Raw genomic sequence first — 25,720 nt, forward strand, 5'->3', positions numbered from 1 at the left:
TCCGTATTCCCCCGTACCCGGAACGTTCACGGACGGGAAGGAAACCGGGGCCGGGAGCCGCGTCCGGCCCCCGGGCGGGACGCGCTTCAGCCGCGGGGCAGCACCAGGGCCGTGGCGAGGGCCGCGAGGCCCTCCCCCCGGCCGGTCAGTCCCAGGCCGTCCGTGGTCGTGCCGGAGACGGCCACCGGGGCGCCGACGGCCTCCGAGAGCACGTGCTGCGCCTCGGCGCGGCGCCGCCCGATCTTGGGACGTACCCCGATCACCTGGACGGAGACGTTCCCGATGCCGAACCCGGCGGCCCGGACGATCCGCGCCGCCTCGGCGAGGAGGGTCACCCCGGAGGCCCCGGCCCACTCGGGCCGGTCGGTACCGAAGTGCGCCCCGAGGTCCCCGACCCCCGCCGCGGAGAACAGCGCGTCGCACGCGGCGTGCGCGGCGACGTCCCCGTCGGAGTGACCGGCGAGCCCGAAGCCGCCGCTCGCCGCCTCGTCCCACAGCAGCCCGGCGCACCACAGCGCGCGGCCCGGCTCGAAGGCGTGGACGTCCGTACCGATCCCCACCCGGGGGATCACCAGCTCAGTAGCCATCGTTGGCCCTCCTGCGGGCGAGTACCGCCTCGGCCAGCACCAGATCCAGCGGCCGGGTCACCTTGAACGCCTCCTCGTGGCCGGGCACCAGCACGACCGGGGCGCCGGTCCGCTCGACCATGCCCGCGCAGTCGGTGGCTCCCTCGCCGTCCACCCCTACGGTGTCGTGCGCGTGGACGAGGGTGTCGCGCCGGAAGCCCTGCGGGGTCTGCACGGCCCGCAGCCGGGCCCGCGCGGGCGTGGCGACGACCGGCTCGGGATCGCCCGGCCGGTCGGCGGCGCGCGGCTCGACCTCCTTGACGGTGTCGGCCAGCGGCAGCGCGGGGACCACGGCCGGGGCGCCCGCGCGCACGGCGTCGATCACCGCGTCGACGGTGTCGACGGGGACGAGGGGCCGGGCCGCGTCATGGACGAGGACGGTGTCGATCCGGGGCGGCAGCGCGTCGAGACCGAGGCGTACGGACTCCTGGCGGGTGCCGCCGCCGGGGACCACGAGGAATTCGGTGCGCTCGGGCAGGGCGTGGCTGTCGAGCAGGGCCCTGACCTCCGCCACCTCGGCGGGTGGGGCGACCACCACGACCAGCGCGACCGCGCGGGAGGCGGCCATGGCGCGCACCGCGTGGATCAGCATGGGGGTGCCGCCCAGCGGGCGGAGGGCCTTGGGGGCGCCGGGGCCCAGCCGGACCCCCCGTCCGGCCGCGGGGATCACGGCCGCGGTACGGGCGGGTGGCGGGGCGGGGCGGGAATCGTCAGACATCGGTTCCGTTCAGGTTTGTGTGCTCGGCCGACGTGGGTATGGCCTGGGAGTACCCCAGGCCGCTGGTCAGGGGTCAGTGCCGGGCGCGACACCTCGACCAGACCCTTCCGTGACATTTGGTCGAGCCGCTGCGCGGGCCCGGCGCACCAGGTCGTGACGCGTGGTTCACGAGCACGGTGACGCGGGTTCACGAGCGCGGGGGCACGGGGGCGGTTCTCCGGGCGATTCCACCAGGTGCGCGCGGCGGGTGCCGTGGGCACGCCGGGGGTGGGCGCCGGATGCCGGCGCCGGACGGGCGCCGTGCGCCGCTGAGGGCGCGGTACGGGACGCGGTGTCCTGGACGTCGGGGTGTCCTGGACGTGAAGATGCCGCAGCGCCCGGCGACAGCATGAGGTCATCGGGCACCACGGCATTCCCCCGCGTCAGGTTCGGGCACGTCGGTGAGGGCGTGCCGGGACCGCTCCGCGGGGACTCTTCACAGGGACAGCGTCAGGACGCGAGCACTTCGTCGAGCAGCGCTTCGGCCTTGTCCTCGTTGGTGTTCTCCGCGAGGGCGAGCTCGCTCACCAGGATCTGGCGGGCCTTGGCGAGCATGCGCTTCTCACCCGCGGACAGTCCGCGCTCGCGCTCACGGCGCCACAGGTCGCGGACGACCTCGGCAACCTTGATCACGTCACCCGACGCGAGCTTCTCCAGATTTGCCTTGTAACGACGCGACCAGTTCGTGGGCTCCTCGGCGTACGGCGCGCGCAGCACCTCGAAGACCCGCTCCAGCCCGTCCTGGCCGACCACATCACGTACGCCGACGAACTCCGCATTGTCCGCTGGCACACGTACCGTCAGGTCACCCTGGGCGACCTTCAGCACCAAGTAGGTCTTGTCCACGCCTTTGATCTGGCGAGTTTCGATGGCCTCGATCAGCGCGGCCCCGTGATGGGGATAGACCACGGTGTCGCCAACCTTGAACGTCATGTGACAGGTACCCCTTCCGTGGCTATCCAGGGTAACACGGATACGGCGTCTTCTGAATGGCGTTTTCGCAGGTCAGGGCATATCTCGGGGCTTGACAACAACAACACGAACGTGCTGCGGACGGCCCGGCGGGGCCGCCGCGTCACGGGTATTCGCAGGTGGGAGAGGTTGTCCGGGTGGGGTGAAACGTGCACGTCACCGACCCGTTCGGCGGAGGCCGAGTGGGCGAACGTCCCGTTTCGCCTGGTTCGGAAGGGGTGACTTCCGCACACTTCCGCGCGTTCCCGCTACTCCGTTCGGTGCTCGGAGCCCCGTTCTGGAATTGATCACACGGCGGGCGGTGATCAATTCCCGCACCGCGTGTTCATTGATTGCCGGAAAATCACGCGGCGCGGTTCCCCGCGCTTATGTGAAAGACGGCCCGGTGCGGACCGGCGGCAATTCCGCCGCCCCGGTGGCCGACACGGGTGAAGGCGCGGCGCGGTGGGTCCGACGGCGCCGCGGGCCCGACCGGCCACGTCACCGGGCGGATGGGTGACGGGGGTGCCCCACCGGATGGGTGACCGGGCGGGTGACCGGGTGGTCCGGCCGTCGGCGGGTGCCGGAAGGCGGGTCGGGTGCGGTGGCCCGGGGGCGGGTCGATAACCTAAGCCCGCTGACACACCATCGGGGCGGCCCCACGGCCGCCCTGCTCGCCGTACGGGGGCCTTCGGGTCCCCGGTCCCCACCGTCGTCCCCAGCGGCGCGGGCAGCACCCGTACGACCGCCCGACCCTGTTCCGTACCGCCCACGTTCTAGGAGTTGCCGCCGCCGTGAGCAGCAGCCTTCGACGCGGCGCCCTCGCCGCCACCGCCATCGCGTTCTCGATCGCCTCGCTCGCCGCGTGCGGCGCCGGCACCAATGCCCAGACCCTGGGCGTCGAGCCGGACAACGCCTCCACCTCCGTCGGTGACATCCAGATCGAGAACTCCAACATCATCACCCAGCCGGAACTGGAGGCCACCGGACCCGCGGTGCTCTCCGTGACCCTGTTCAACACCGGTTCCAAGGACCAGACGCTGGACGCGGTCGCCCTGTCGGGCGCGGGCGGCAAGGCGGAGCTGAAGCCCGCGAAGGGCGCGGACAAGCTGACCGTCCCGGCCGGCGGGTCCCTGGTGCTCGGCGGCAAGGACAACGCGTCCGCCGTACTGGCCAGCGGCCGGGAGTCGGTGAAGGACGGCGACGCGCAGAACGTCACGTACACCTTCAGCGGCACCGGTCAGATCAAGATCGACAGCTTTGTGGTCCCCGCCACCGGTTACTTCGAGGAGTGGGGCCCGTCCGAGATGCCGAAGCCGGGTCCCGAGCGGAAGCCCGCCGAGCCCGACGCCTCCGGTTCGCCGTCGGGCGACGCCTCCGGGGCCCCTGAGGGCACCGAGGGCACGGAGTCCGGCGCGCCCGGCGAGGGGACCGGGTCCGAGTCGCCCGCCGACGGCGCGTCCGCCGACCCCGCGGGCTCGGAGTCGGCCGCCACGACCGGCTGAGCGGCACAGCGCAGTACGTACGCCGAAGGGCGGTACCCGGCCGGGTACCGCCCTTCGGCGTACGTACTGCGGGCCGGCCCGCGGCCTACGGCTCGAACTTGTAGCCGAGGCCCCGGACCGTGACCAGGAACCGGGGCGCGCCCGGGTCGGGCTCGATCTTGGCGCGCAGCCGCTTCACATGGACGTCGAGGGTCTTGGTGTCACCGACGTAGTCGGCGCCCCACACCCGGTCGATGAGCTGCATCCGGGTCAGCACCCGGCCGGCGTTGCGCAGCAGCATCTCCAGCAGGTCGAACTCCTTGAGCGGGAGGTCCACCTTGGCGCCGGAGACGGTGACCACGTGCCGGTCCACGTCCATCCGGACGGGACCCGCCTCCAGGGCCGCCGGGGTGACCTCCTCGGGCTCCCCGCGGCGGCGCAGGACGGCCCGGATACGGGCGACCAGCTCCCGGGAGGAGAAGGGCTTGGTGACATAGTCGTCGGCTCCTATCTCCAGCCCGACGACCTTGTCGATCTCGCTGTCCTTGGCGGTGACCATGATCACCGGGACATTGGAGCGGCTGCGGAGCTGACGGCAGACCTCGGTGCCGGGCAGCCCCGGCAGCATCAGGTCCAGCAGGACCAGATCGGCGCCGTTGCGTTCGAACTCGTCCAGGCCGTCGGGCCCGGTGGCCGCGATGGCGACCTCGAAACCCTCCTTGCGGAGCATGTACGACAGGGCGTCGGAGAACGATTCCTCGTCCTCGACGACGAGTACTCGGGTCACGGAAGGACCTCCGGGGAGGGATGTGGTGCGTACGGGGATGAGACGGATGTCTCGGGCTGCCCGTTGTCGTCCCCTCGGACGGTACCGGGATCGCCGGTTCCGTATCGGGGGCCGGGCTCCAGGGGCATGCGGTCGCGGGGGGCTCGCGCCTCCGGCAGCCGCAGGGTGAACGTGGAGCCCTGTCCCTCGGTGCTCCACACGGTGACCTCCCCGCCGTGCGAGGCGGCCACGTGCTTGACGATGGCGAGACCCAGCCCGGTGCCTCCGGTGGCACGGGAACGGGCCGGGTCGACCCGGTAGAAGCGCTCGAAGACGCGTTCCTTGTCCCTGTCCGAGATGCCGATCCCCTGGTCGGTGACGGCCACCTCGATCAGGTCGCCGCCCGGTACGGTCACCCGGCGCGCGGCGATGCCCACCCGGGTCCGGGCGGCGCTGTAGTTGACGGCGTTCTCCACGAGATTGCCGAGGGCCGCCGCGAGCTGGCCGCGGTTGCCCCAGATCTGGAGGTCGGCGGTGCCGCCCGCCGCGATCGTGATCTGTTTGGTACCGGCCTGGTGGCGGCAGCGGTCGACGGCCTCGGCGACGAGTTCGTCGACCCGGACCGGTTCGGCGTACTCCAGCGGGTCGTCGTTCTGCACCCGCGAGAGGTCGATCAGCTCCTGGACGAGGCTGGTGAGGCGGGTCGCCTCGATCTGCATCCGGCCCGCGAAGCGCTCCACGGCCTCCGGGTCGTCGGAGGCGTCCATGACGGCCTCCGACAGCAGTGACAGCGCCCCGACCGGGGTCTTCAGCTCATGGCTGACGTTCGCCACGAAGTCCCGGCGGACCGCTTCGATACGGCGGGCCTCGGTGAGGTCCTCCACGAGCAGCAGCACCAGCCGGGAGCCGAGCGGCGCCACCCGGGCGGACACGGCGAGCGCCTCGCCGCCCCGGCCGGTGCCGCGCCGGGGGAGATCCAGCTCCACCTGGCGTATCTCCCCGTCCCGGCGGGTGTCGCGGGCCATCTGGAGCATCGGGTCGATGGCGAGCTTCCCGCCGCGCACCAGTCCGAGGGCGTACGCCGCCGAGCTGGCCTTGACCACGCTGTCGGCCTCGTCCAGGACGACGGCCGACGAGCGCAGCACCGACAGGACCGTGTCCACGCCGGGCGGGAGCACGGGATCGGTGTGCAGGGAGGTCCGGCTGGGGCGTTTCAGGTCGCGCTCGCTCCAGCGGAACGCCAGCATGGCGATGACGCCGGTGAGCACCCCGGCGATCGCTGCCGCTGCGGCGACCGCCGCGTTCACGTCCATGTCTCCAGGTTAGGCACGCTCCGCCGGGGGTCCACAGCCGTCCGGGTGTCAGCTCGAACACTCGTCGCCCAGAGTTCACCGAGGGGACAGGGGTGATTCATGTCCGGTGCCGGAAACGGACGCGTACGGGCCGGAACGTGGGAGCGTGGGGTTCACGGGCAACGGAGGACCCCGGCGGACGTGAGAAAGGGACGAACCGGCATGCGGGACGCGTACCACGAGGAACTTGACTCGATCGGGGACGACCTGGTCGAGATGGCCAGGCTCGTCGGGTCGGCGATCGGGCGCGCCACGACGGCGATCCTCGACTCCGATCTGAAGCTGGCGGAGACCGTCATCGCCGCCGATCAGAAGGTCGACGACCTCCAGCACGACTTGGAGGCGCGGGCGATCGCGCTGCTCGCGCGGCAGCAGCCGGTGGCCACGGATCTGCGGATCGTGGTCACGAGCCTGCGGATGAGCGCGGACCTGGAGCGGTCCGGCGACCTCGCGCAGCATGTCGCCAAGCTGGCGCGGCTGCGGTTCCCGGACCGGGCGGTGCCGCAGGACCTGCACGCGACGATCCTGGAGATGGGGCAGCTCGCGCAGCGGCTGATGGCCAAGGCGGCGGAGGTCATCGTGACCAAGGACGTCGATCTGGCGATGCAGCTGGAGCAGGACGACGACGAGATGGACCTGCTGCACCGGACGCTGTTCCAGCACCTGATCGACGAGCGCTGGAAGCACGGGATAGAGACCGCGGTCGATGTGACGCTGCTGGGCCGCTACTACGAGCGGTTCGCCGATCACGCGGTGTCGGTGGCGAAGCGGGTGGTCTATCTCGTCACCGGTGAGCACGCGGACGAGCTGACGCACACGCCCAGCCCGGTGGAGGGGGCGTAGCCCCTTACGGGGTGCCCTTACCGGGCGGGGCGCGGCTCTTTCCGGTTCCGGGCGGGGTGATCGGCCTTCCCCCGCCCGGCGGGGCCTTGCGGGGCTGCTGCCGAGGCTCTGCGGGCTGCCGCCGGGGCTCTGCGGGCTGCCGCCTGGGCGGGTGAGGCCGTGCGGGGCTGCTGCGGGCCGGTGGTCAGCCGCAGCCGCCGCCGCACTGGCAGGAGCCGCCGGACTGGCAGCCGCACGAGCAGCCCGGTCCGCAGCCGCACGCGCCGAGGAGGACCAGCTCGGGCAGGCCGGGGGCGGGCGGGGTGACGCTCGGTGGTGTCTCGTTCACGGTGTCGGGCTTCGGGGACTCGGCCATGGGTTCCCTCCCTGAGGATGCGCCCCTGGGTGGGGCGTGGGGCTTGACGCCTTCCTTCCATTGACGTGGGGGGTGGTGGGGCGCGTCAACGGCGCACGGTCGCCTTCGCTTGCGCTTTCTCGGTTTCCCTGTGCTGGGCGTACTTGTTTGCTGTGCCGTCGTTCGGTGGTTTCGCGGTTCCCTGCGGGTCGCCTTCGCTTGCGCTTCCTCGGTTTCCTGTGCTGGGCGTACTTCGTTCCCGCACAGGTCGTTCGTGGGGTGCGCAGTTCCCCGCGCCCCTTCGGGGCGCGTCCGGCCGGTTCTTCGGGTCGGTGCCGGTCGGGATTCTCCGTCCTCGATCCGACACGCTCGGTACGACGTACCCGTACCCGACTGAAGAGCATCGGAGTCTGCGGGCAGAGATTCCCGCCCACCCCCTTCGGTAGCCAGGCGAGTCCGCGAGGAGGATGGTTCCGCAGACGACGGACACATGATGGGGCGCCCCCAAAGGGGCGCGGGGAACTGCGCGAAGACGAGAACCGGCCCGCACCCGACGAACAACCGCAAGGGGGCAGCACCTCAGGGGCGCGGGGAACTGCGCGAGAACGAGGGCAGACCCGCACCCGAAGAGCGACCGCAATAGGGCAGCATCCAGGGGCGCGGGGAACTGCGCGAGCAACCAAGAACCACCCGCACCCGAACGGGAACCGCAAGGGGCGCAACCTAAGGGGCGCGGGGAACTGCGCACCCCGGACGTACCCGCACGGGAACAAGTACGCCCAGGTGGGGAACCCCAGGGGCGCGAGGAACTGCGCACCCCGGACGTACCCGCACAGGGACAAGTACGTCCAGCTGGACGGACCTCGGAAGCGCAAGCGAAGGCGACCCGTTCTAGACTCCGGGGGCCGGAGGGGGGCTCCGCGGGTGGCGACGACCACTCGTGGACGTACGGCGTGCCCGGCCCCCTCCCTGCTCAGTTCCGAGCGACATGTGGGGGGTTCCACGTATGACTCATGCCCGATTCGACCGCCTCAGACCGCGCGTCCTGCGCACCGCGGCCGTGGCGGCGCTCTCGACGGCCCTGCTCGCGGGCGGCGGCACCCTGCCCGCGCACGCGGCCCCGGCGGACGGCGCGGACCGCCCGTCCGCCGCCACCCGCCCCGTCGCGCAGGCCAAGGTCCCGCAGGCCGAGCTCCGTACCCGGCTGGCCGGGGCGACCGACGCCGTGGGCGCCGAGGCCGTGCGCAAGGCCGAGGCGCAGGCGAAGGCGACGGCGCGGACGGCGGCCGGGGACGGTGGTGCGCGGGCGACCGGGGACGGTGGTGCGCGGGCGGCCGGGGACGGTGGTGCGCGGGCGGCCGGGGAGGGCGCCCGTATGCGGCCGTTCATCATCGGCGGTTCGCAGACGACCGTAGGCGCGGCGCCCTGGATGGTCCAGCTGGCCTACTTCAACCAGGGGACCGGCGAAGGGTACTTCTGCGGAGGTTCCCTCGTCGCCGCGGACAAGGTGCTGACGGCGGCGCACTGCGTCGACGGACTCGACTGGCGGGTCCACGGTGTCGCGCTCACCGGCGCCACCGGTCTGTACGACTCCGCCGCGGGCACCCTCGCGGGCGTGCACCGGGTGTGGAAGCACCCGAAGTACCGGGCGGCCACCGCCCAGAACGACATCGCCGTGGTGACCCTGGACCGCCCGGTGAAGCAGAAGTGGCTGCGGCTCGCGGCCACCGGGGACACCGCGCTGTACAAGCCCGGCACCTCCGCGACGGCGTACGGCTGGGGTCTGACCTCGGGCCGTGCGGACGGTCAGATGGCGGCGAAGCTGCGCAAGGTGAGTCTGCCGATGGTCGCGGACGCCACCTGTGACCGCGCGATGCGCAATCTGCTGGGCCGGGACTACTTCGTCGCGGGCCAGATGGTGTGCGCGGGCAAGCCCGCGTCCGGCGCGGACCGGGGGACGACCAGTACGTGCAACGGTGACTCCGGCGGACCGCTGGTGGTCGGCGGGAAGATCGCGGGCGTGGTCTCGTGGGGCGTCGAGGGCTGCACGGCCAAGGGCGCGTACCCGGTGTTCGCGAAGGTCAGCTCGTACGTGGCGGCGGCGCAGGCGCGGATCGACGACACGGATCTGTCGTACGACGGGCGCGCGGATCTGCTGGGGCGTACCTCGGCGAACAAGCTGTACCAGATGAACAGCCGGGGCCGTTCGCTGGCGGGCCGCTCCACCGGGGCGGCCGGCTGGCAGTCGGTGAGCTGGGGCCTCCAGGTGGACCTGGACCGGGACGGCGAGCAGGACCTGCTGTACCGCAACTCGCGGGACGGCAAGCTGTACCGCAACTACCGCGACAGGGCGGGCCGGTACACGACCATGCAGGTGTCGTCGGTGGGGGGCGGCTGGAAGTCGTACGCCGTGCCGGGGGACCTCTCCGGTGACGGATGGCCCGATCTGGTGGCGCTCGACGCGTCGGGCAACGCGTATCTGTACCCGGGCAAGGGGAACGGGCACTTCCACGCCAAGAAGAAGGTCGTCTCCGCTGCCTGGAAGGGCGCGAAGCTGTTCGGGCGGGGCGATCTGACGAACGACGGCAAGGCGGACCTGCTGGTGCGGGACAAGGCCGGCACCGTCTGGCTGTACCGGGGGACCGGCAAGGCGTCGGCGCCGTTCGCGGGACGGATCAAGGCCCGGTCGAACTGGAAGTTCACCGCGCTGGTCGGCAACGGCGACATGACGGGCGACGGCATCGCGGATGTCCTGGCCCGTGAGTCGAACGGCAAGCTGTGGCTGTACCCCGGTACGGGCAAGGCGTCGTCGTCGCTGTTCGGTACCCGGGTGTCGCTGGGTTCCGGCTTCAACCAGTACAACCTGCTGTTCTGAGCCCGTCCGGGCACTGAACCCCCGGCCCGGGTGGACGCGCTGCGCGTGCGTACCGCCCGGGCCGGGACCACTTCTTCGTCGGCTTCGTGGTGGCCTCCCAGCTCGGCGGCCGTGTCCTCGACAAGCGGGACGCGCGTCCGGCGATCCGCACGGACCTCGCCGAGGCGAACCAGTGGGTGTTCTACGGCATGGCCGCGGCCCTGGCCCTGGCCTTCCTCTGCGCTCTGGCCCATCCGGGCACGAGGGTCACGGGTACGAGGTTCACGGGCGAGACCGATAGCACATGAGGGATATAGCTCTTCCAGTGCATAATGGTGAGGTGAGCTGGGAAATCCTCCTGTGCGAAGAAGTCAGCGAATGGTTTGTCGATCTGGTCCGGACAGACCCGGCGTCGGCTCATCTGGTCGAACAGGCGATCGATGTCCTCGCCGCTCAAGGACCAACCCTCGGACGGCCGCTGGCGGACCGGGTGAGCCGCTCGCGCCACCACAACATGAAGGAGCTGAGACCAGGATCGGCCGGTACGTCCGAGGTGCGGATTCTCTTCGCGTTCGACCCCTTACGACAGGCTCTACTTCTCGTCGCCGGGGACAAGAACGGCAGCTGGAACGCCTGGTACGACACCAATATCCCGATCGCCGACAAACGGTTCGACAAGCACCTGGATAGCCTGGGTGCCGCGATCGACGAAGCGTGAACGTATGCACAGTTGGGAGAGGGCTGATCATGCACAACTGGAAGGACGTCAAGGCCGAAGCCGCAGCCATCCACAAGGAGAACGGCACGCAGATCAGCGAGGACCGGAAGGCCGGCATCCGTGAGGGGATGGAGGCCCGTGTGAGGGCCTATCGTCTCGCCGAGATCCGCGAGGCACAGGCACTGACGCAGACGGATGTCGCCAAAGCCATGGGGACGACACAGTCCAACGTCTCCCGCTTCGAGCGCGGCGAACTCGGGCGTTCCGAGCTCGCGACAATCAGCGCCTACGTCGAGGCCCTCGGTGGCACCCTGCATCTGGTCGCCGACTTCGGGGACCGTCAGCTCAGGGTGAGCTGACCCGCCGAGTCAGCGCCCGGCCGCGTCGCGGGCCGTACGCCGCGAACCCGCACACGGGCCTGGCCGTCGGTGCCGCTCCGACGGGACGCCCACCCTCCGTGTTCCTGATCCGGACGGGTCACCCGCGCGGCGCTGCTGCGGTGCCCGGCCCCGACCGCGCTGGTCTACTGACCGAGGGCGGCAGCGCCCGGGTACGGGGTCCAGGTTCGGGTTCGGGTTCGGGTTCGTGGTGAAGGAGTGGGCGCGTGACGACAGCGATCATCGGTACCGGGGCGATCGGGGCGCGGCTGGCCGCTTCCCTCACCCAGGGCGGCGAGTCCGTGCTGGTCGCGGGCCGCGATCTCGCGAAGACCCGGGAACTAGCCGACCAACTCGGGGAACGGGCCACGGCGACGACCGTGGACCAGGCCGTCGACATGGCCGATGTGCTGGTCCTCGCCGTCCCGTTCGACACCATCAAGGAACTCGTCGACGAGTGGGGCGAGCGGCTGAACGGCACGATCGTGGTGGATCCGTCGAACCCCATCGTCCCGGACGGCAAGGGCGGCTTCACGAAGACGCTGCCCGAGGAACAGTCGTCGGGCAGCGTCGTCGCCGCGCTGCTGCCGCCGGGCGCCCGGCTGGTGAAGGCGTTCGGCACGCTGCTCGCCCCCTCGCTGGAGTCCGAGGCACGCCGTGAGCCGGACCGGGGCGCCGGGTTCTTCGCGACGGACGACCTGGGGGCGGGCGACGAGGTGGCCCGGCTGATCCGCGCGGCGGGCTTCGCCCCGGTGCCGGTAGGCGGCATCGACCAGTCGCTCCGGATCGAGGTCTTCGGCGATCTGCACGAGGCGACGCTGGGGCGGGTGCCGTCGGTGGAGGAGGGACGCGAGCTGGTGTGAACCCGCGCCCCGTAGGCCCCCTCACGACGATGACCGGTGGCCGGGGCACGCACGGTGACCGCTCCGCGCTCTTCCGGGACGTTCAGCCGAGAAGGTGGTCGAACTCCCCCGCCTTGACGCCCGCGACGAACGCGGCGAGCTTGGCGCGGTCCGTCGTGACGATGACGGCGGGGGCGTCGCTCTCACGTATGTGGAAACGGTCGTCGCTCCGGGCGATCTCGACGCAGTTCTCCCCGCCACCACCGGAGAAGGACGACTTCTGCCACTCGATCGGTTTGGATGCGCTCATTCCGTGGTCTCTCACAGTTCCCGTGCGATGCGGTGGATGATCTGCCGTGATTCGGCTGGATCGAGTGAAGCGGCTTCAGCGATGTCGAGCAACCTTCGGTGCTTCCTCAACTCGGGTTCCGCGTCCAGAAAGCGTCCGCCGAACGCCCCGTCGATCTGCACGGTGTCGAGTTGCGGCACGATGCCACCCGCGTACAGCACCGGCTGTGTCACTTCGATGAAGTCTTCGCAGGTGAACGGCACCACCCGGACGGATACGGCCGGGCGCTCGGAAACAGCGATCAGGTGTTGCAACTGCTTGCGGACGACTTCCCGTCCCCCGAAGCGCATACGGAGCGCGGCTTCGTGGATGACCGCCTCGAAAGGCGGAGGCTCTTCCCGGTCGAGGATCGCGGCGCGCCGCATCCGATGCTCGACGCGTGCTTCGAGTTCATCATCGGGAAGCACAGGCCAGACGCTGGCGAACAAAGTGCGAGCGTAACCCTCGGTCTGGAACAGGCCTGGGATGGTGACACCTTGAAGCATCCTCAGCGTTCGGGCATGCCATTCCAACTCGGCGATGTTGAGGAAACCGGGCGCGAGAACACCGCGGTACTCGTCGAACCAGAACTGTCCGCGCCGTTCACGGGAGATGGCGCACAGGGCTTCGATCAACGCTGTGTCCGCGCACCCGTAGAACGTGGTGAGCCGCCTGATCCGCTCCTCGCTGACACCGATCCGGCCCGCTTCGATGTGGCTGATCTTCGCTTGGTCGGTGGACAACAGACCTGCGGCCTCGCGGGCCGTCCTCGCCGCCTGCTCCCGCAGCTTCCTCAGTTCCACACCCAGTCGCACCTGACGCGCGGTCGGGTTGTCCCTTGGCGGCATGAGTCCCTTTCCCCCTGCGTGACTTCGGCTGTGTCGCGTAACCGTGCCATGCGGACACCTACGAGATCCAACGAGAGTGACAACCTTGCCACGGTGCATACATGCGCCCTATCGTTCAGTGAGCGCGACGTAGCCGTCCGTGACAGGCCGTAGCGCTGCCTTCCACGCGCCCATGGACCACTTGGGAGAACGACGTGCCGCACCCTCACCCTTTAACGCTCCCCGCCTCGGAGAGCTACCGCTTCATCGCCCCCAACACCCCCCGCGCCCCGAGAATCGCGCGGGACTGGGTCGGGTCGCTGCTCCGGACGACCGATCACCCCGCGTTGGTCGACGCGGCGCGGCTGTGCATGTCGGAGGTGGTGACCAACGCCCACCGGCACACCCGTACCCGGCTGATCCATATCGAGGTGACCGTCGGGCCGGATCAGGTGCTGGTCCATGTGCACGACGACCAGCCCCGTAACCTCCCCGTACCGGAACTCCCCCGCGCCGACGAGGCGGAGAGCGGGCGGGGCCTCGCACTGGTCGCGGCGTACGCGGACGACTGGGGTGCGACCAGGTACGGCGAGTGCGGCGAACGCGGCGGAACGGGCTTCGGCGTCAAGTCCGTCTGGTTCGCGCTGGCCGAGCGTGGGGCGGCGGCCCGGTGATCGGCGCGTTCGACGCCGTCGACTGGCTGTTCTGCGTCGTCGGCGCGCTGTCCGTGGGCCTGGGGCTGCTCGCCCTCGTCGCCATCCACGCGTCGATGCCGGACCCGCGCCGCGCGATGACACCGCCGCCGCTCGACCGCCCCGGTCACACGTACCACTGCCATTGTTACGAGCGGCCCTTGCGCGTGGAGATCCTGGAGCCGGACGGCCGTCCACCGCGAAAACCGGTGGCCCGCGCCCGGCACCGCCGCGCACGCTAGGGCCTATGGAACGAACGCAGGACGAACGTCCCCGTCATGAGATCCGCGCCGCGCAGACCGGGGACACCCTCGTCGTCCACCAGGCGTACGCACCGGAGATCGGTGTCCCGGCCGCGCGGGACGGCCGCTTCCCCGCCGCCTGGAAGCGGGACCGGATGACGTGGATCAAGCCGTCGTTCCTGTGGATGATGTACCGCTCCGACTGGGGCACCGCCGAGGGCCAGCGGACCGTACTGGCCGTGGAGATCACCCGCGAGGGTTTCGAGTGGGCACTGGGCAACGCGTGCGTGTCGCACTACGTGCCCGGGCTCCACGCCGACCAGGCCGCCTGGCGCGAGGAACTGCGCCGGGCCCCGGCCCGGGTGCAGTGGGACCCGGAGCGCGACATCCATCTGCGGCCCCTCCCCCACCGCGCCCTCCAGCTGGGCCTCACGGGCGAGGCGGCCCACCGGTACGCGGACGAGTGGATCGTCTCGATCACGGACGTGACCGCCCTCGCCCACGAGGTCCACGCACACGTGCGGGCGGGCCGCCCCGACGAAGCGCGACGACTGCTCCCCGACGAGACCCCGTACGAGCCGAGCACCCCCGGGGTGACGGCACGGATTCGGGAAGCGTAGCGGCGTATCAGGGAAATGAGCAGGTCAAGACTGGTGCGTCTACTAAATTAGTAGAGATTAGTAGCTCACTAGTAGGTATCGCGAAAGCGCTCAGCACTCCCGTTCACCGATGAGCACTCGCTGAAACCGCAAGTCGACAGGGTCGGCAGATCTACTATTCTGGTAGGGATTAGTAGATCACTAGTAGGCGATGCCGGTCGCCGAATCCAAGCGGACCATGCCGGTGCGGTGATGCCGTTGCGGTGAGGAGCGATCCATGAAGAGGCCCATGCCGCCGCCCGACGTGGACGGGCTGATCGAGGACATGCTCAGCTCCTCCCCGCACAAGCTGGCCGGGCTCATGATCGGGCAGTCCGGACCCGGACCGGCGGACCACACCTATCTGCCCTGGGACAAGATCAGGTTCAAGAAGCCACCCGAAGGGCTGGACCACGAGGAGTGGTGGATCACCATCAAGCTGGCCCGGCGCCAGATGATGCGAAGACTGCCGTTGCTGGACATGGCGGGGCGACACTTCTCCTTCACGCTGCCCGACCCCGTCCTGAAGGCCCTGGAGCAGATCAGCCGTGACGCCAGCGGAAAGATCACGATCAGCGAGCAGGTGACGAACCCCGGCACTCGGGACCGCTACCTCGTGAACTCACTGATCGAGGAAGCGATCCATTCGAGCCAGCTCGAAGGAGCGGCCACCAGTCGCAAGGTCGCCAAGGACATGCTCCGCACGGGACGCACTCCGCGCACCCGGGACGAGCGGATGATCGTCAACAACTACCGGGCCATGCGGATGATCGGCGAGATCAAGGACGCTCCCCTGACTCCGGACCTCATCTGCGAGATCCACCGGATCGTCACGGACGGCACGCTGGACAGCCCGGAGGCATCCGGGCGGTTCCAGCTTCCCGGTGAGGAGCGGGTGATGGTCCTCGCCGACGACGGTGAGGTGCTGCACGTTCCGCCCCCCGCCGGGGAGCTTCCCGAGCGCGTGGCCCGGTTGTGCCGGTTCGCCAACGGCGAGCTCGACGACGGCAGTTACGTCCCGCCTGTCCTGCGGGCGATCACCCTGCACTTCATGATCGGGTACGACCACCCGTTCGAGGACGGGAACGGACGCACCGCCCGGGCCCTTTTCTACTGGTCGATGCTGAAGGAGGGCTTCTGGCTGACGGAGTTCGTGGCGATCTCCCAGATCCTCAAGAACGCTCCCGTCCGCTACGCCGAAAGCTATCTCCACAGCGAGGACGACGAGAGCGATCTCACCTACTTCCACCTCTATCAGCTCCAGGTACTGCAACGGTCCATCGAGAACCTCCACCAGTACCTGGCCCGCAAGTCCCAAGAGGTCAGGGAGCTCCAGCGGAAGATCTCGGGAGCCGGGAACACGTTCAACCACCGGCAGACCGCACTACTGGAGCACGCCCTGAAGAATCCGGGCGCCTCCGTCACCGCCCGTTCCCACATGACGAGCCACAACGTGGTCTACGAGACCGCCCGTCAGGACTTGATCGCGCTGGAGGAACGCGGGCTCTTCGTGAAGCAGAGGCGCGGAAACACGTTCGAGTGGACGCCGGTGCCTGATCTGGACGCCCGACTGCACCGGTTGGATGGGGAATGAGGCACGCCCGTCCCCCGAGCGGACCGCCCGTACCCGTACCCGTCAGGCCACCGGTTCCCGCTTCGTGAGCGGGTCGTTGGGGGCGGCCGGGGGCACGGAAACGTCGGTCACCGTCACGGCGGGGGCGGGGGCGGTCGTGGGGACCGCTTCGGTCCTGGCCTCGTCGTCCGCCGGCACGGGGATCTGCACCGGCGACTCGGAGCGTTCCAGCGGCGGCAGCCCCCGCATCAGCGCCCAGTAGCCGAGCGCCGCGATCACGCCGAGGAGCGCGCAGCTCGCCCAGAGCCAGTCCGCGCCGTAGCGGTCGATCATCTGGCCGGACATCAGCGGGGCGATCAGGCTCGCGACGGCCCAGGACAAGGTGTACATGCCCTGGTAGCGGCCCCGGCCGTGGGTCGGGGAGAGCCGGACGACCAGGCCCGTCTGGGTGGGGGCGTTCACGATCTCGGCCAGGGTCCAGACACAGACCGTCAGGCTGAACACGGCGACCGAGTCCGCGAACGCGGTCAGGCCGAAGCCGAGGCCCACCACGACCGACGACGCGATCAGCAGCATGCGCGGGTCGCGGTGCTGGATGAAGCGGGTGACGGGGATCTGGAGGGCGACGATCAGGACGCCGTTCACGGCCATGGCGAGCCCGAAGTCGGCGGGCGTGAATCCCGCCTCGCCCATCGCGATCGGCAGTCCCACCGAGCTCTGCATGAAGATCAGCGAGATCAGGAACGACAGCCCGACCACACCCATGAACCGGCCGTCGCGCAGCACGGTCCCGAGGCCCACCTCCGGCTCGGCGGCCTTCTCCTGCTCGGTGCGCACCGGACGGGACTCGGGCAGCTTCACGAAGACGACGATCGCGCAGGCGAGGGTCATCACGGCCTCGCCGAGGAATCCGGCGAGATAGCTGTACTCGGCGATGAACCCGGCGGCGATGGAGGAGATCGCGAAGCCGAGGTTGATCGCCCAGTAGTTGAGGGAGAACGCGCGGACCCGGTCCTCGGGGCGGACGATGTCGGCCATCATCGCCTGGACGGCCGGCCGGGACGCGTTGCTGGCCGCGCCGACGAGGAAGGCGACGGCCGCGATCGCGGCGGGGTGCTGGACGAAGCCCAGCAGCGCGACGGACACGGCCGTGGAGGTCTGCGCGACGAGCAGGGTGGGGCGGCGGCCCAGCCGGTCGGCCATGACCCCGCCGCCGAGGGACGAGATCACACCGCCGAGGCCGTAGAGGGCGGCGACGAGTCCCGCGAAGGAGGCGGAGTAGCCGCGCTCCAGGGTCAGGTAGAGCGCCATGAAGGTCGCGACGAAGCCGCCGAGCCGGTTGACCAGGGTGCTGGTCCACAGCCACCAGAACTCCCGGGGCAGCCCGGACACGGTTTCGCGCAGCGCGCGCCCGACGGCGCCGCCGGGACCTCTGACGCTCATACGGGACTCCCCCCTCGGCACACACGGGTGCCCGGTACACACAATGCAGAGATGTAAGTGCTGAAACGCGTAACCACACATTACGAGGGCCTGTCGTGATGGCACCAGTCAATTGACCAGGAACGTCAAACGACTAGGTCACAGGGGGTACGGGGAGCCCCGGGCCGGACATCCGCGACACCCGTCCAGAAGCCGGACCGGGCGCGCGGGCGGCGCAGGGGTTCGATTACGCTCGGGGGCATGGCCGACGCACCGTACAAGCTGATCCTCCTCCGCCACGGCGAGAGCGAGTGGAACGCGAAGAACCTGTTCACCGGCTGGGTGGACGTCAACCTGACCGAGAAGGGCGAGAAGGAGGCGATCCGCGGCGGTGAGCTGCTGAAGGACGCCGGCCTGCTGCCCGATGTCGTGCACACCTCGCTCCAGAAGCGCGCGATCCGGACCGCCCAGCTCGCGCTGGAGTCGGCCGACCGCCTCTGGCTGCCGGTGCACCGCAGCTGGCGCCTGAACGAGCGCCACTACGGCGCCCTCCAGGGCAAGGACAAGGCCCAGACCCTCGCCGAGTTCGGCGAGGAGCAGTTCATGCTCTGGCGCCGCTCGTACGACACGCCGCCGCCCGCGCTGGAGGACGGCACGGAGTTCTCGCAGAGCGGGGACGCGCGCTACGCGACGATCCCGCCGGAGCTGCGCCCCCGTACGGAGTGCCTGAAGGACGTCGTCGTCCGGATGCTCCCGTACTGGTACGACGGCATCGTCCCGGACCTCCTCGCGGGCCGCACGGTCCTCGTCGCCGCCCACGGCAACAGCCTGCGCGCGCTGGTCAAGCACCTGGACGGCGTCTCGGACGAGGACATCGCGGGCCTCAACATCCCCACGGGCATCCCCCTCGCCTACGAGCTCGACGCGGAGTTCCGCCCCCTGAAGCCGGGCGGCACGTACCTCGACCCGGCCGCTGCGGCGGCAGCCATCGAGGCGGTCAAGAACCAGGGCAAGAAGAAGTAGGCAGGGCCGAAGAAGCCCCCCACATGCAGGTTTTCCGCGAGGTGGGGGGCTTTTTGGTGCGCTGGGCCGTCTGTGGGCCGTCACATGCTCAACGGGCCGTCAGGCACGTCGGCTCCAGCGGCGGATGCGGATGTCGAGGACGATCAGCAGTGCCACGGGAACGACGATCTCTGCGGGGGCGTCGGCCGACAACGCGAGCGCGCCCCCGGCAGTGCCGATGAGCGCGAGCGGCAAGTCACGAGGACAGATGTCGACGGTGACACCTGTGCGTGGGACCATGAGGCCTCCATCTGTGATTGGTTCCTGGCTAGGGATTCCGAGTGCGGAAATGGAAAAGAATGCCGCCCATGCACGGGCGGCATTCGCATGTGGTGAGACTTTCACACAGCCCTGCTTCCAAGACAAACGTGCATCTAGAAGAGGGTTTGACTTCAAAAGTAGAAATGTCACAAGTCGCAGCTTGACGAGGCGCCCTCATTTCACTTGATGAATAGATCACTGCATGGCCTGGATGGCGCGACCACCCTCCCTGACAAGGGAGTTCCCTTGCTAGGGAGGGATCTTAGCGTGGCCCCACACGCCTGGTCCGCTCTTCGAACATTCGCCATCATCCGTTTATGGATGGAACATTCTGCCCGTGGATGGAAGCACAGCTTCTGAGCCTCTATTCCGGCCACGCGCTTAGTTTCTGAGCCTACATCGCTGCGGTGGCTCACTTTCCGTGCGGTTTCATTTCGTACGCGTGCTCGATTGCCTTACGTGTCCGCTCCTGGCTGGACGGCATCAAGTGCGCGTACACCCGCAACGTCAAGCCGGGCTCCGAGTGCCCGAGGCACTCGGCCAACGCCTTGACGTTCTCCCCGGCATCCAGCAGCACCGACGCGTAGAAGTGCCTCATGGCGTGCATCCCGTTCTCGCGTGACTCGGTGTGCGGAGCTCCAGCCTCCGGGGCCGGGATGACGCTGGCCGAAGCCAGGGCCGGCTTCCAAGCCTCCTCGTTCAGCGAGGTTCGCCAGACGTGACCACCGCGCGGCGCCGTGAAGATGAGCCGCTTGGTCACCAGTGGTCCACCCGCGACCTTCCACGGCAACGTGATCTCGACCGGCGGGAACTGCTTCATGTGCGCCCGCAGCGCGTCCGCGACGGGACCAGGGAGCGGAACGTCCCGCAACTTGCCGCCCTTGGGCGGAGCGAAGACAGGCTTGCTGCGACTCAACATGAGCTGCTGAACGACGTGCAACGTGTCCGACCGGAAGTCGATCGCGTCGACCGCGACACCCAGGATCTCGCCTTGCCGCAGGCCGCAGCCGCCGCCGAGGTCGACCATCGCCTGATACCGCTCCGGCAGGCCCGCACGCACCGCGAAGAGCCGTTCCGTCGTCCAAGGCGTAACGCGCTTCGTGTCCACGGTCGGCGGTCGTACCGAGCGCGCGGCGCAAGGATTTCGAGGAAGGTGCCCGTCATCCACGGCCGCGCTGAGAGCAGCCCGCACGTTGGAGTAGATCGTCCGGGCGTACGAGCCGCGCACACCGTTCGCCTGGAGCTGCTGCGCCCAGTCGCGGATGTGCGCCGGCTAGAACGAACCGAGCGGACGCGTGCCGAGGTACGGGAACGCGTGCAGCCGGAGCTGCGACTCCATCGAGGCTTGCGTGTTGGGGTCCGCCCCTTGGGTGGACACCCAGCCCTCCGCGTACTGCTGGAAGGTGGTCCGGGCCGCGCGGGGATCGATGTACTGTCCCCGCGCCATGTCCGCTTCGGTATGGGCCAGCCACTGAGGTTTTCTCAGCGATGATCATTTCCAGATTCCGTTGAGGACGAGGGCGGCTCGGGTGATGTCGCCGACCCGGCTGGGGCTGAGCGTGATGTGCTGCAAGGTGCGCCATCGCTGTTTGAGCTCGGCGACGGTGCGCTCGCCGAGGGCTCGGAGGTGTCGGATCAGGGTGTTTGTCATGCGGGTGTCGATGTGAAGTGCGCGCTCGGAGCGGCCTTTTGGGCGGCGGACGGGAACGCGGATGCCGATGCCCGCGCCGATGTAGCCCTTGTCGGCCAGGGTCGGCAGGCCGGCGGTGGCCGCCTTGTACAGCGCGGGCAGCACGTGGATGCGGGCGGCGGTGATGTCGGGGACGCTGCCGGGCTCGACGTCGGAGACCCACAATGGGGTGCCGTCCGGGGCGGACAGGAACTGGATGTTGCCGCCGAATGCCTTGTGTTTCTGGCTGAACCACAGGTCGTTGCCGTTCTCGCGGACACCGGCCACGCGGTCGCATTCGATGAGCGTCCCGTCCAGGACCACGTGTGTCATGCCTTCGCGTCGACAGCGGGCGAGGACCTCGTGCAGGTCCGGGGCATGCTCGGCAAGGACGTCGATGCCTTCGTGCAGGTAGCGGTAGCCGGTGGCCTGGGAGATGTTGGCGTCGCGGGCCAGGCAGTGCACGCAGCCGCGCTCGCGGAACCAGCGCAGGACCAGCACGGCCTGGCGGAACGGGCCCAGGGCCCGGCTGCCGCGCGGGGTACCGATGTGCCGTCGGTGTGCTGCGAGCAGGCGGGACAGGTAGTCCACGACGTGGCGTGGGACGTCGAGCGTGGCAACATAGGTGACCAACGTGAAGCCTCTGGTGGTTACGGACATGATCTTGTGGTGAGACCTGTCCTACCAGGGGCTTCACGTCTGTTCGGAGCCGGGGCTGTCCAGCCCAATCCACCCGGGTGTACCGATCAACCCGCTCCGCGAAGATCATTTCACTGAGAAAACCTCACTGATCAGCGAGCCGCTCCTGTCGGTCCGGGAAACTCTTCGACTTCTCCGTGCCGTCCGGCCCCACGTAGCGCGCGCGGTAGCGGGACCCCACTCCGTAGCGATCCGACTTCACCTTGCGCGGCTTACCGTCAGGACCGGTCACGGTCACGAACCAGCGGTCCTCAATGTGTCCGGCCATCAGGCAGCCGCCTCGCTCCGGCGGGAGTCGACCCAGGCCTGTACGTCGTCGGGGTCGAATCGGAGGTGCCGGCCGACACGGAAGCCGCGGGGTCCGGTCCGCTTGCGGCGCCACTGGTAGACCGTCTCGACGCTGGGCAGCTCGAACATCTCGACCAGGTCGTCGGGCGTCAGACAGCGACTCGGCAGAGGGAGCGCCATGGTCACCACTCCCCCTCGTTGACCAGCTCCGCCATGGCTTCACGGGCGGTTTCGCGGTTGAGCTGGAGACCACGGGCGATGGTCGCGGCGAGGACGGATTCGCCGGGCGAGTGACCGTGGCCGACGTACTGCCAGTCGGCCAAGACGAGCACGGTGTCCGGGACGCGGTCCTCCAGGCCGAGGGACTGCCGTTCCTGAGCGGCACGGAAGTCGGCGCGGGCCTGGCGGAGCTCGCCGAGAGTAGTCGAGTAGCGGCGGGACTTCGAGGAGAAGTGCCCGCGGAACCCGAGCATGTGCGCCCAGGCACGCAGCCGACGTTCGGGTTAGAGCGAATCGAGGAGGTGGCATGCGGCGATGAGGCGGCGAGCGTGGTCGGGAACGCCGTGGCGATCGAGCTCGGAGAGTTCACCAATGCGGCGGCCTAAAGTACCGGTGTTCTCCGCCGCCTTGGTGACGTACTTCGCCACGTAGGACGCCACAGCCTGTTCGGTGATGTCGGAGCCGTCGCCGAAGGCAGCGACCGGACGGACGTCGAGTTGTGTGCCCCAGCCAAAGGTACGAGCGGGCTGATCGTCGGCGGCGGGAGCGGACACCGAGGTGTAGTTGTGGCGAGCTGCTGCGTGGATTGCGTCGGTGAGCAGGTCGACGGTGGCCCAGGACGGAGGAGGAGTGCCAGGCCCGTCGGGTCCGTCGATCCGCATCACGGCGTGGAAGTGGATCGCCCCGCGCTTCTGGAACTCCGCGACCTTGCCGTACGAGAGCCGGGCTGATTCCTTCAGTTCGGTCTGTGTGAGTCCGGCGCGTGCCGCTATCTCCCGTCGGAGGCGAGTGGTGAACCGCATCCAGAGGTCGCCCGCGTGGTTGTTGAACAGGACCGATCCGGCGTAGTCGTACGTCTCGGGATCCAGCGCGGTGCCGCGTTCGGGTGCGTCGGCGGAGTGCCGGCCACAGCAGCGGCAGGTGCCATGGTCGGGACGGTTGTGAACGGGGCCGAAAGACAGAGCGGTGAGGGTGACGAAGACGCGGGGGTGATCCCGCACGGTGGCGGGGATGTCGCGGCGGTCGTCTCCGGCCAGGCCCGCGCGGATCAGGTGGAAGGTGTCTCCGGCGTACGTCCAGGCGCAAGAGGGGCAGCGGGACGCTCGGCGGTTGCCGCAGGCGAGGCCAGAGACGTCCGCCGGGTTCCGTCTCGGTCGAGTAGTGGAACAGCGGTACCCGGCGGGGAGCAGGCACGGCAGAGGCCCCCGACCATACGTACTGGTCGGGGGCCTCTCGCCTGCGGTGGGTGTGGGATTTGAACCCACGGTGACATCGCTGCCACGACGGTTTTCAAGACCGTCCCCTCGATCACGTTCACGAGCACGTGACCTGCAACAACGATGGTTCGGTGGCCTAAAACGTGTCCTTGGCCCGCAGATTGCCCACTGGAGTCAGCTGGATCAATCACCCGACGGGCCCAGTGGTGGCATGGCGTCGAAACCTCCACCCGTTACACCAAGAATGTTGCCAGCGCAGCGCATCTAGCGCACCCCTTCGCCTGCTCGTAATATTCACTCGGGGATCCCAATTCGAACGAAAAATTCTGCAACAAACAGGGGGCACAGGTTGAGAGATACAACTAAGCGCAGCCAGGACATACGCATTTCATCAGTCGAGCTGCACGGATTCAGAGGCGTCCCCACATCACTCGCTGTCTCCTTCACGAACAACAATGACCATCCGATCTCTACGATAATTTTCGGGGACAATGGTTCCGGTAAGTCGTCCATTGTTGACGCCGTCGAGTGGGCGTGCCAAGGGCGCGTCGCCCGAAGTTCCGCTTTTCGCGGAACTGCAAGACCGTCGCTAATCAATCTAGCGACACCTGCCCAGGAGTGCTCTGTGCGCGTCAGGTTGTCGAGTGACGTTCTGGTGGAACGAACAGCTCGTATCGAATACGAAGGAGCTATCCGAGTGAGCGGTGACCCCATACCCGAAGAGTTCGGGCGGGTCCCAATGATGCTCAAACGAGCCGATATTCTACGATTCCTCGACACGGCACCATCGAAACGCGGGATACTTTTTCTTGATCACGTATTCGACGATATCGATCAATTCACGCCACGGAATCTTTCCACTCCGGACCAGTTCGCTATAGAAGAAGAGCGGCACGAAGTTAAGCGTCAGATGCGTGAATCTGCAGAAGCGCTGGCAAAAATGCTCTCTATATCGCCGCCACCGTACGATGCTAACGACATCGAGCACATGATTGCGATCGATGTATATAAAGGGATTCAAGAATTTGATCGATCTCGCGTAACCGTACCGAGGGGCGTACAACAGAAGGTTGACGAGATCTTTGCTTTCAGAGCCAAAGTAAAGCAACTGAACAAGGAAGCTCGCAGGCTGAAGATTCCGGATGACAGCGGGCGGGGCGTTGACCGTGTTCGCGCGATGCAAAACCTGCTGGGTGAGGTGGGGGGGTGGCTAACCGAATCTTTTCTCTCTGTTACGCAAGCAAGTCACGTACGTCGGATCCAGCCCGCATTTGGCCGGATAAGTGCGCTTTCCCTTGAGTTAAACGTAGAGCTATCAAGCGGATCGACCGTAACTCCACAGCAGGTATTCAGCGAGGGATACCAGGATCTAATCGCACTGTTGTACTTTCTGGCCGTTGCGCGCGCGGCTGGTGAACAGGGGCAAGCTCGCGTCCTAATCCTCGATGATGTTTTGCAGAGCGTGGACGCAGGCATTCGCGTGGCCGTGATGGAACTTATAGTCAAAGATTTCAAAGCCTGGCAGCTTCTAATCACCGTTCATGACCGATTCTGGCGAACTCAAGTGAGAGACATATTCCAACGCGCCGGTACCCCCGTAGGTGAAGTCGAAATTCGGCGATGGTCATTCGGAGATGGGCCGAATGTAACTACAGCTGGCAATGAGACAGAATCGGCGCTTTGGAACGCCTTGAGCGGCAACGACCCATTCGCTGTCTGTGGCCTGGCTGGCCGCCTTCTGGAGCAAATGTGCGATCGAATGAGCTGGGTAATTCCGGTAAGCGTGAAACGCAAGCGAGGCGACGCCTACACACTCGCAGATACATGGGCAGGAACAATGAAAGAACTAAAGCGAACTTCCTGCGCAGACGACGTCACATCCGTAGACAGGTGGATCCACCTTCGCAACTTGGCAGGGGCGCACTACAACGAATGGGCGGAAGGACTCAGCTGGGACGAAGCCGAATCTTTTGGCTACTCGGTACTCGATCTCTATTCGCACCTGCGCTGTCGTCAATGCAGTCAATGGGTTACAAAGACATCCGCCTACTCCTACGCGTGTAAATGCATGGGCACAAAAATCGATCCGGCGTGACTTCCTCGCTTCCACTGAGTCGCCTCTCTCCTGTGAGGGCTAAAAGCGCTGCCCCTCTCCGGTCCCTACGTCGGGCCTACCCGGGCTGCGAGTGGCAGACAGGCGGTAGGCACTTCCGCGAGGCCGAACCCTTCTGGGACTCCGTCTGCGTAGACGTCCCCGGGGGCTATGCCCGGCAGGAAAGGTGTCTCCACGTGGAACTGCGGCGAGCGTAACCGAGTCCCTGAAGCGGTGTTCGGGCGCCTCAGGCTGGGCCGTCCCTGGGCCGTCCGAGGTTGCTCAAGGGCACCCAATGACGACCAATGGTGACCGCTCACGCCAAGTCGATCAGCATCCCCACCTGCAAAAACCCTGGTCGGCGAGATATCCCGCAAGACCCAGGGCAAGAAGAAGTAACACCGTTTGAGGCAGGGCTGGTTGAACGGGCCCCCTGCCTGCGGATCTTCCGCAGGCAGGGGGCCCGTCGCTGTGCCGGGGCCGCCTCCGGGCCGTCAGGCGCGACGACGCTGGCGGCGGCCGTGGTCCGGGCCGGTGCCGGACGGGTCCCGCCGCGTTCCCAGAGCCGGCGTCGTTCACTCCTGCGA

The 25,720-nt window shown here is 68.3% G+C and carries 25 protein-coding genes, 1 tRNA gene and 3 pseudogenes; 13 read left to right on the forward strand and 16 right to left on the reverse strand.

The features are described 5' to 3' along the window. Nucleotides 1-86 precede the first annotated feature (86 nt). The 3 genes from ispF to OG711_RS17795 form a co-directional block, all read right to left on the reverse strand. Nucleotides 87-587, reverse strand: coding sequence for a 2-C-methyl-D-erythritol 2,4-cyclodiphosphate synthase (gene ispF, locus OG711_RS17785; protein WP_329559730.1), 501 nt, complete (start codon nucleotides 585-587; stop codon nucleotides 87-89). Then, nucleotides 577-1,344, reverse strand: coding sequence for a 2-C-methyl-D-erythritol 4-phosphate cytidylyltransferase (gene ispD / locus OG711_RS17790; RefSeq protein ID WP_329559731.1), 768 nt, complete (start codon nucleotides 1,342-1,344; stop codon nucleotides 577-579). Before ispD ends, ispF begins: the two co-directional genes overlap by 11 nt. Before the next feature lie 489 nt (nucleotides 1,345-1,833). After that, on the reverse strand, nucleotides 1,834-2,316 hold the full coding sequence (locus tag OG711_RS17795) for a CarD family transcriptional regulator (RefSeq protein WP_050374646.1): 483 nt from the start codon (nucleotides 2,314-2,316) through the stop codon (nucleotides 1,834-1,836). An 812-nt stretch (nucleotides 2,317-3,128) separates the two neighbouring features. Here OG711_RS17795 and OG711_RS17800 point away from each other — a divergent pair. Beyond that, nucleotides 3,129-3,839 carry a DUF461 domain-containing protein gene (locus OG711_RS17800; RefSeq protein WP_329559732.1) on the forward strand — a complete coding sequence of 237 codons (711 nt, stop codon included), beginning with the start codon at nucleotides 3,129-3,131 and terminating at the stop codon, nucleotides 3,837-3,839. A gap of 85 nt (nucleotides 3,840-3,924) precedes the next feature. Here the strand turns inward: OG711_RS17800 and OG711_RS17805 are convergent, their stop codons facing one another. Further along, a complete protein-coding gene (locus OG711_RS17805; protein ID WP_073783362.1) occupies nucleotides 3,925-4,605 on the reverse strand; it encodes a response regulator transcription factor in 681 nt (226 codons plus the stop codon). Continuing rightward, entirely contained in the window at nucleotides 4,602-5,897 is a 1,296-nt protein-coding gene (locus tag OG711_RS17810) for a sensor histidine kinase (protein ID WP_073783360.1), read from the reverse strand. The genes OG711_RS17805 and OG711_RS17810 overlap by 4 nt, the downstream gene beginning before the upstream one ends. 201 nt (nucleotides 5,898-6,098) lie before the next feature. Between OG711_RS17810 and phoU the strand changes: the two genes are divergently transcribed. After that, on the forward strand, nucleotides 6,099-6,779 hold the full coding sequence (gene phoU / locus OG711_RS17815; RefSeq protein ID WP_073783358.1) for a phosphate signaling complex protein PhoU: 681 nt from the start codon (nucleotides 6,099-6,101) through the stop codon (nucleotides 6,777-6,779). 184 nt (nucleotides 6,780-6,963) lie between these two features. Here phoU and OG711_RS17820 read toward each other — a convergent pair whose 3' ends face one another. Continuing rightward, entirely contained in the window at nucleotides 6,964-7,134 is a 171-nt protein-coding gene (locus OG711_RS17820) for a hypothetical protein (protein WP_178390911.1), read from the reverse strand. Nucleotides 7,135-8,119: 985 nt separating this feature from the next. Between OG711_RS17820 and OG711_RS17825 the strand changes: the two genes are divergently transcribed. The 5 genes from OG711_RS17825 to OG711_RS17845 all read left to right on the forward strand — a co-directional run bounded on the left by OG711_RS17825 (nucleotide 8,120) and on the right by OG711_RS17845 (nucleotide 11,925). After that, nucleotides 8,120-9,988: a trypsin-like serine protease gene (locus tag OG711_RS17825; protein WP_329559733.1), complete on the forward strand. Its 1,869-nt coding sequence runs from the start codon at nucleotides 8,120-8,122 to the stop codon at nucleotides 9,986-9,988. Nucleotides 9,989-10,074: 86 nt separating this feature from the next. After that, on the forward strand, nucleotides 10,075-10,275 hold the full coding sequence (locus tag OG711_RS17830; RefSeq protein WP_329564264.1) for a hypothetical protein: 201 nt from the start codon (nucleotides 10,075-10,077) through the stop codon (nucleotides 10,273-10,275). Between the two features lie 32 nt (nucleotides 10,276-10,307). Then, complete coding sequence (locus OG711_RS17835) at nucleotides 10,308-10,685, forward strand: type II toxin-antitoxin system RelE/ParE family toxin (protein ID WP_266509379.1); 378 nt, start codon at nucleotides 10,308-10,310, stop codon at nucleotides 10,683-10,685. Between the two features lie 29 nt (nucleotides 10,686-10,714). Further along, the gene (locus OG711_RS17840) at nucleotides 10,715-11,044 is read left to right on the forward strand and encodes a helix-turn-helix domain-containing protein (RefSeq protein ID WP_079184256.1); all 330 of its coding nucleotides are present in this window, start codon (nucleotides 10,715-10,717) and stop codon (nucleotides 11,042-11,044) included. Nucleotides 11,045-11,289: 245 nt separating this feature from the next. Beyond that, entirely contained in the window at nucleotides 11,290-11,925 is a 636-nt protein-coding gene (locus OG711_RS17845) for an NADPH-dependent F420 reductase (RefSeq protein ID WP_329559734.1), read from the forward strand. Nucleotides 11,926-12,007: 82 nt separating this feature from the next. Here the strand turns inward: OG711_RS17845 and OG711_RS17850 are convergent, their stop codons facing one another. Both OG711_RS17850 and OG711_RS17855 read right to left on the reverse strand, forming a co-directional pair. Next, entirely contained in the window at nucleotides 12,008-12,214 is a 207-nt protein-coding gene (locus tag OG711_RS17850) for a DUF397 domain-containing protein (RefSeq protein WP_329559735.1), read from the reverse strand. 11 nt (nucleotides 12,215-12,225) lie between these two features. Next, a complete protein-coding gene (locus OG711_RS17855) occupies nucleotides 12,226-13,080 on the reverse strand; it encodes a helix-turn-helix domain-containing protein (protein ID WP_329559736.1) in 855 nt (284 codons plus the stop codon). A gap of 194 nt (nucleotides 13,081-13,274) precedes the next feature. Between OG711_RS17855 and OG711_RS17860 the strand changes: the two genes are divergently transcribed. The 4 genes from OG711_RS17860 to OG711_RS17875 all read left to right on the forward strand — a co-directional run bounded on the left by OG711_RS17860 (nucleotide 13,275) and on the right by OG711_RS17875 (nucleotide 16,225). Then, on the forward strand, nucleotides 13,275-13,733 hold the full coding sequence (locus OG711_RS17860; protein ID WP_329559737.1) for an ATP-binding protein: 459 nt from the start codon (nucleotides 13,275-13,277) through the stop codon (nucleotides 13,731-13,733). Then, nucleotides 13,730-13,993 (forward strand): hypothetical protein, encoded by a 264-nt coding sequence (locus tag OG711_RS17865; protein WP_073783342.1) that lies wholly within the window; start codon nucleotides 13,730-13,732, stop codon nucleotides 13,991-13,993. Before OG711_RS17860 ends, OG711_RS17865 begins: the two co-directional genes overlap by 4 nt. A gap of 5 nt (nucleotides 13,994-13,998) precedes the next feature. After that, entirely contained in the window at nucleotides 13,999-14,613 is a 615-nt protein-coding gene (locus OG711_RS17870; protein WP_073783340.1) for a DUF4291 domain-containing protein, read from the forward strand. 256 nt (nucleotides 14,614-14,869) lie between these two features. Further along, nucleotides 14,870-16,225, forward strand: a complete 1,356-nt coding sequence (locus OG711_RS17875; protein ID WP_329559738.1) for a Fic family protein — start codon at nucleotides 14,870-14,872, stop codon at nucleotides 16,223-16,225. A gap of 42 nt (nucleotides 16,226-16,267) precedes the next feature. Here OG711_RS17875 and OG711_RS17880 read toward each other — a convergent pair whose 3' ends face one another. After that, nucleotides 16,268-17,647, reverse strand: a complete 1,380-nt coding sequence (locus tag OG711_RS17880; protein ID WP_329559739.1) for an MDR family MFS transporter — start codon at nucleotides 17,645-17,647, stop codon at nucleotides 16,268-16,270. Between the two features lie 240 nt (nucleotides 17,648-17,887). Between OG711_RS17880 and OG711_RS17885 the strand changes: the two genes are divergently transcribed. Next, nucleotides 17,888-18,649 carry a phosphoglyceromutase gene (locus tag OG711_RS17885; RefSeq protein WP_073783338.1) on the forward strand — a complete coding sequence of 254 codons (762 nt, stop codon included), beginning with the start codon at nucleotides 17,888-17,890 and terminating at the stop codon, nucleotides 18,647-18,649. Between the two features lie 99 nt (nucleotides 18,650-18,748). Here the strand turns inward: OG711_RS17885 and OG711_RS17890 are convergent, their stop codons facing one another. From OG711_RS17890 to OG711_RS17920, 7 genes and pseudogenes are all read right to left on the reverse strand, one after another. Beyond that, on the reverse strand, nucleotides 18,749-18,928 hold the full coding sequence (locus OG711_RS17890) for a hypothetical protein (protein ID WP_329559740.1): 180 nt from the start codon (nucleotides 18,926-18,928) through the stop codon (nucleotides 18,749-18,751). Nucleotides 18,929-19,361: 433 nt separating this feature from the next. Then, nucleotides 19,362-20,423, reverse strand: a pseudogene (locus tag OG711_RS17895) (tyrosine-type recombinase/integrase); the annotation flags it as partial. Nucleotides 20,424-20,441: 18 nt separating this feature from the next. Continuing rightward, the gene (locus tag OG711_RS17900; RefSeq protein ID WP_266510418.1) at nucleotides 20,442-21,251 is read right to left on the reverse strand and encodes a transposase family protein; all 810 of its coding nucleotides are present in this window, start codon (nucleotides 21,249-21,251) and stop codon (nucleotides 20,442-20,444) included. Nucleotides 21,252-21,405: 154 nt separating this feature from the next. Next, a pseudogene (locus OG711_RS17905) lies at nucleotides 21,406-21,585 on the reverse strand (site-specific integrase); the annotation flags it as partial. Beyond that, entirely contained in the window at nucleotides 21,585-21,785 is a 201-nt protein-coding gene (locus tag OG711_RS17910) for a helix-turn-helix transcriptional regulator (protein WP_329559741.1), read from the reverse strand. The pseudogene OG711_RS17905 and the gene OG711_RS17910, both read right to left, overlap by 1 nt. A gap of 2 nt (nucleotides 21,786-21,787) precedes the next feature. Continuing rightward, nucleotides 21,788-22,994 (reverse strand): annotated as a pseudogene (repSA, locus tag OG711_RS17915) (replication initiator protein RepSA); the annotation flags it as partial. Between the two features lie 73 nt (nucleotides 22,995-23,067). Next, nucleotides 23,068-23,216: transfer RNA gene (locus tag OG711_RS17920), tRNA-Ser, on the reverse strand. 174 nt (nucleotides 23,217-23,390) lie between these two features. Between OG711_RS17920 and OG711_RS17925 the strand changes: the two genes are divergently transcribed. After that, nucleotides 23,391-25,136 (forward strand): AAA family ATPase, encoded by a 1,746-nt coding sequence (locus OG711_RS17925; protein WP_329559742.1) that lies wholly within the window; start codon nucleotides 23,391-23,393, stop codon nucleotides 25,134-25,136. Nucleotides 25,137-25,720 lie beyond the last annotated feature (584 nt).

Origin of the sequence: Streptomyces uncialis (assembly GCF_036250755.1) — a bacterium.
GTDB lineage: Bacteria > Actinomycetota > Actinomycetes > Streptomycetales > Streptomycetaceae > Streptomyces > Streptomyces uncialis.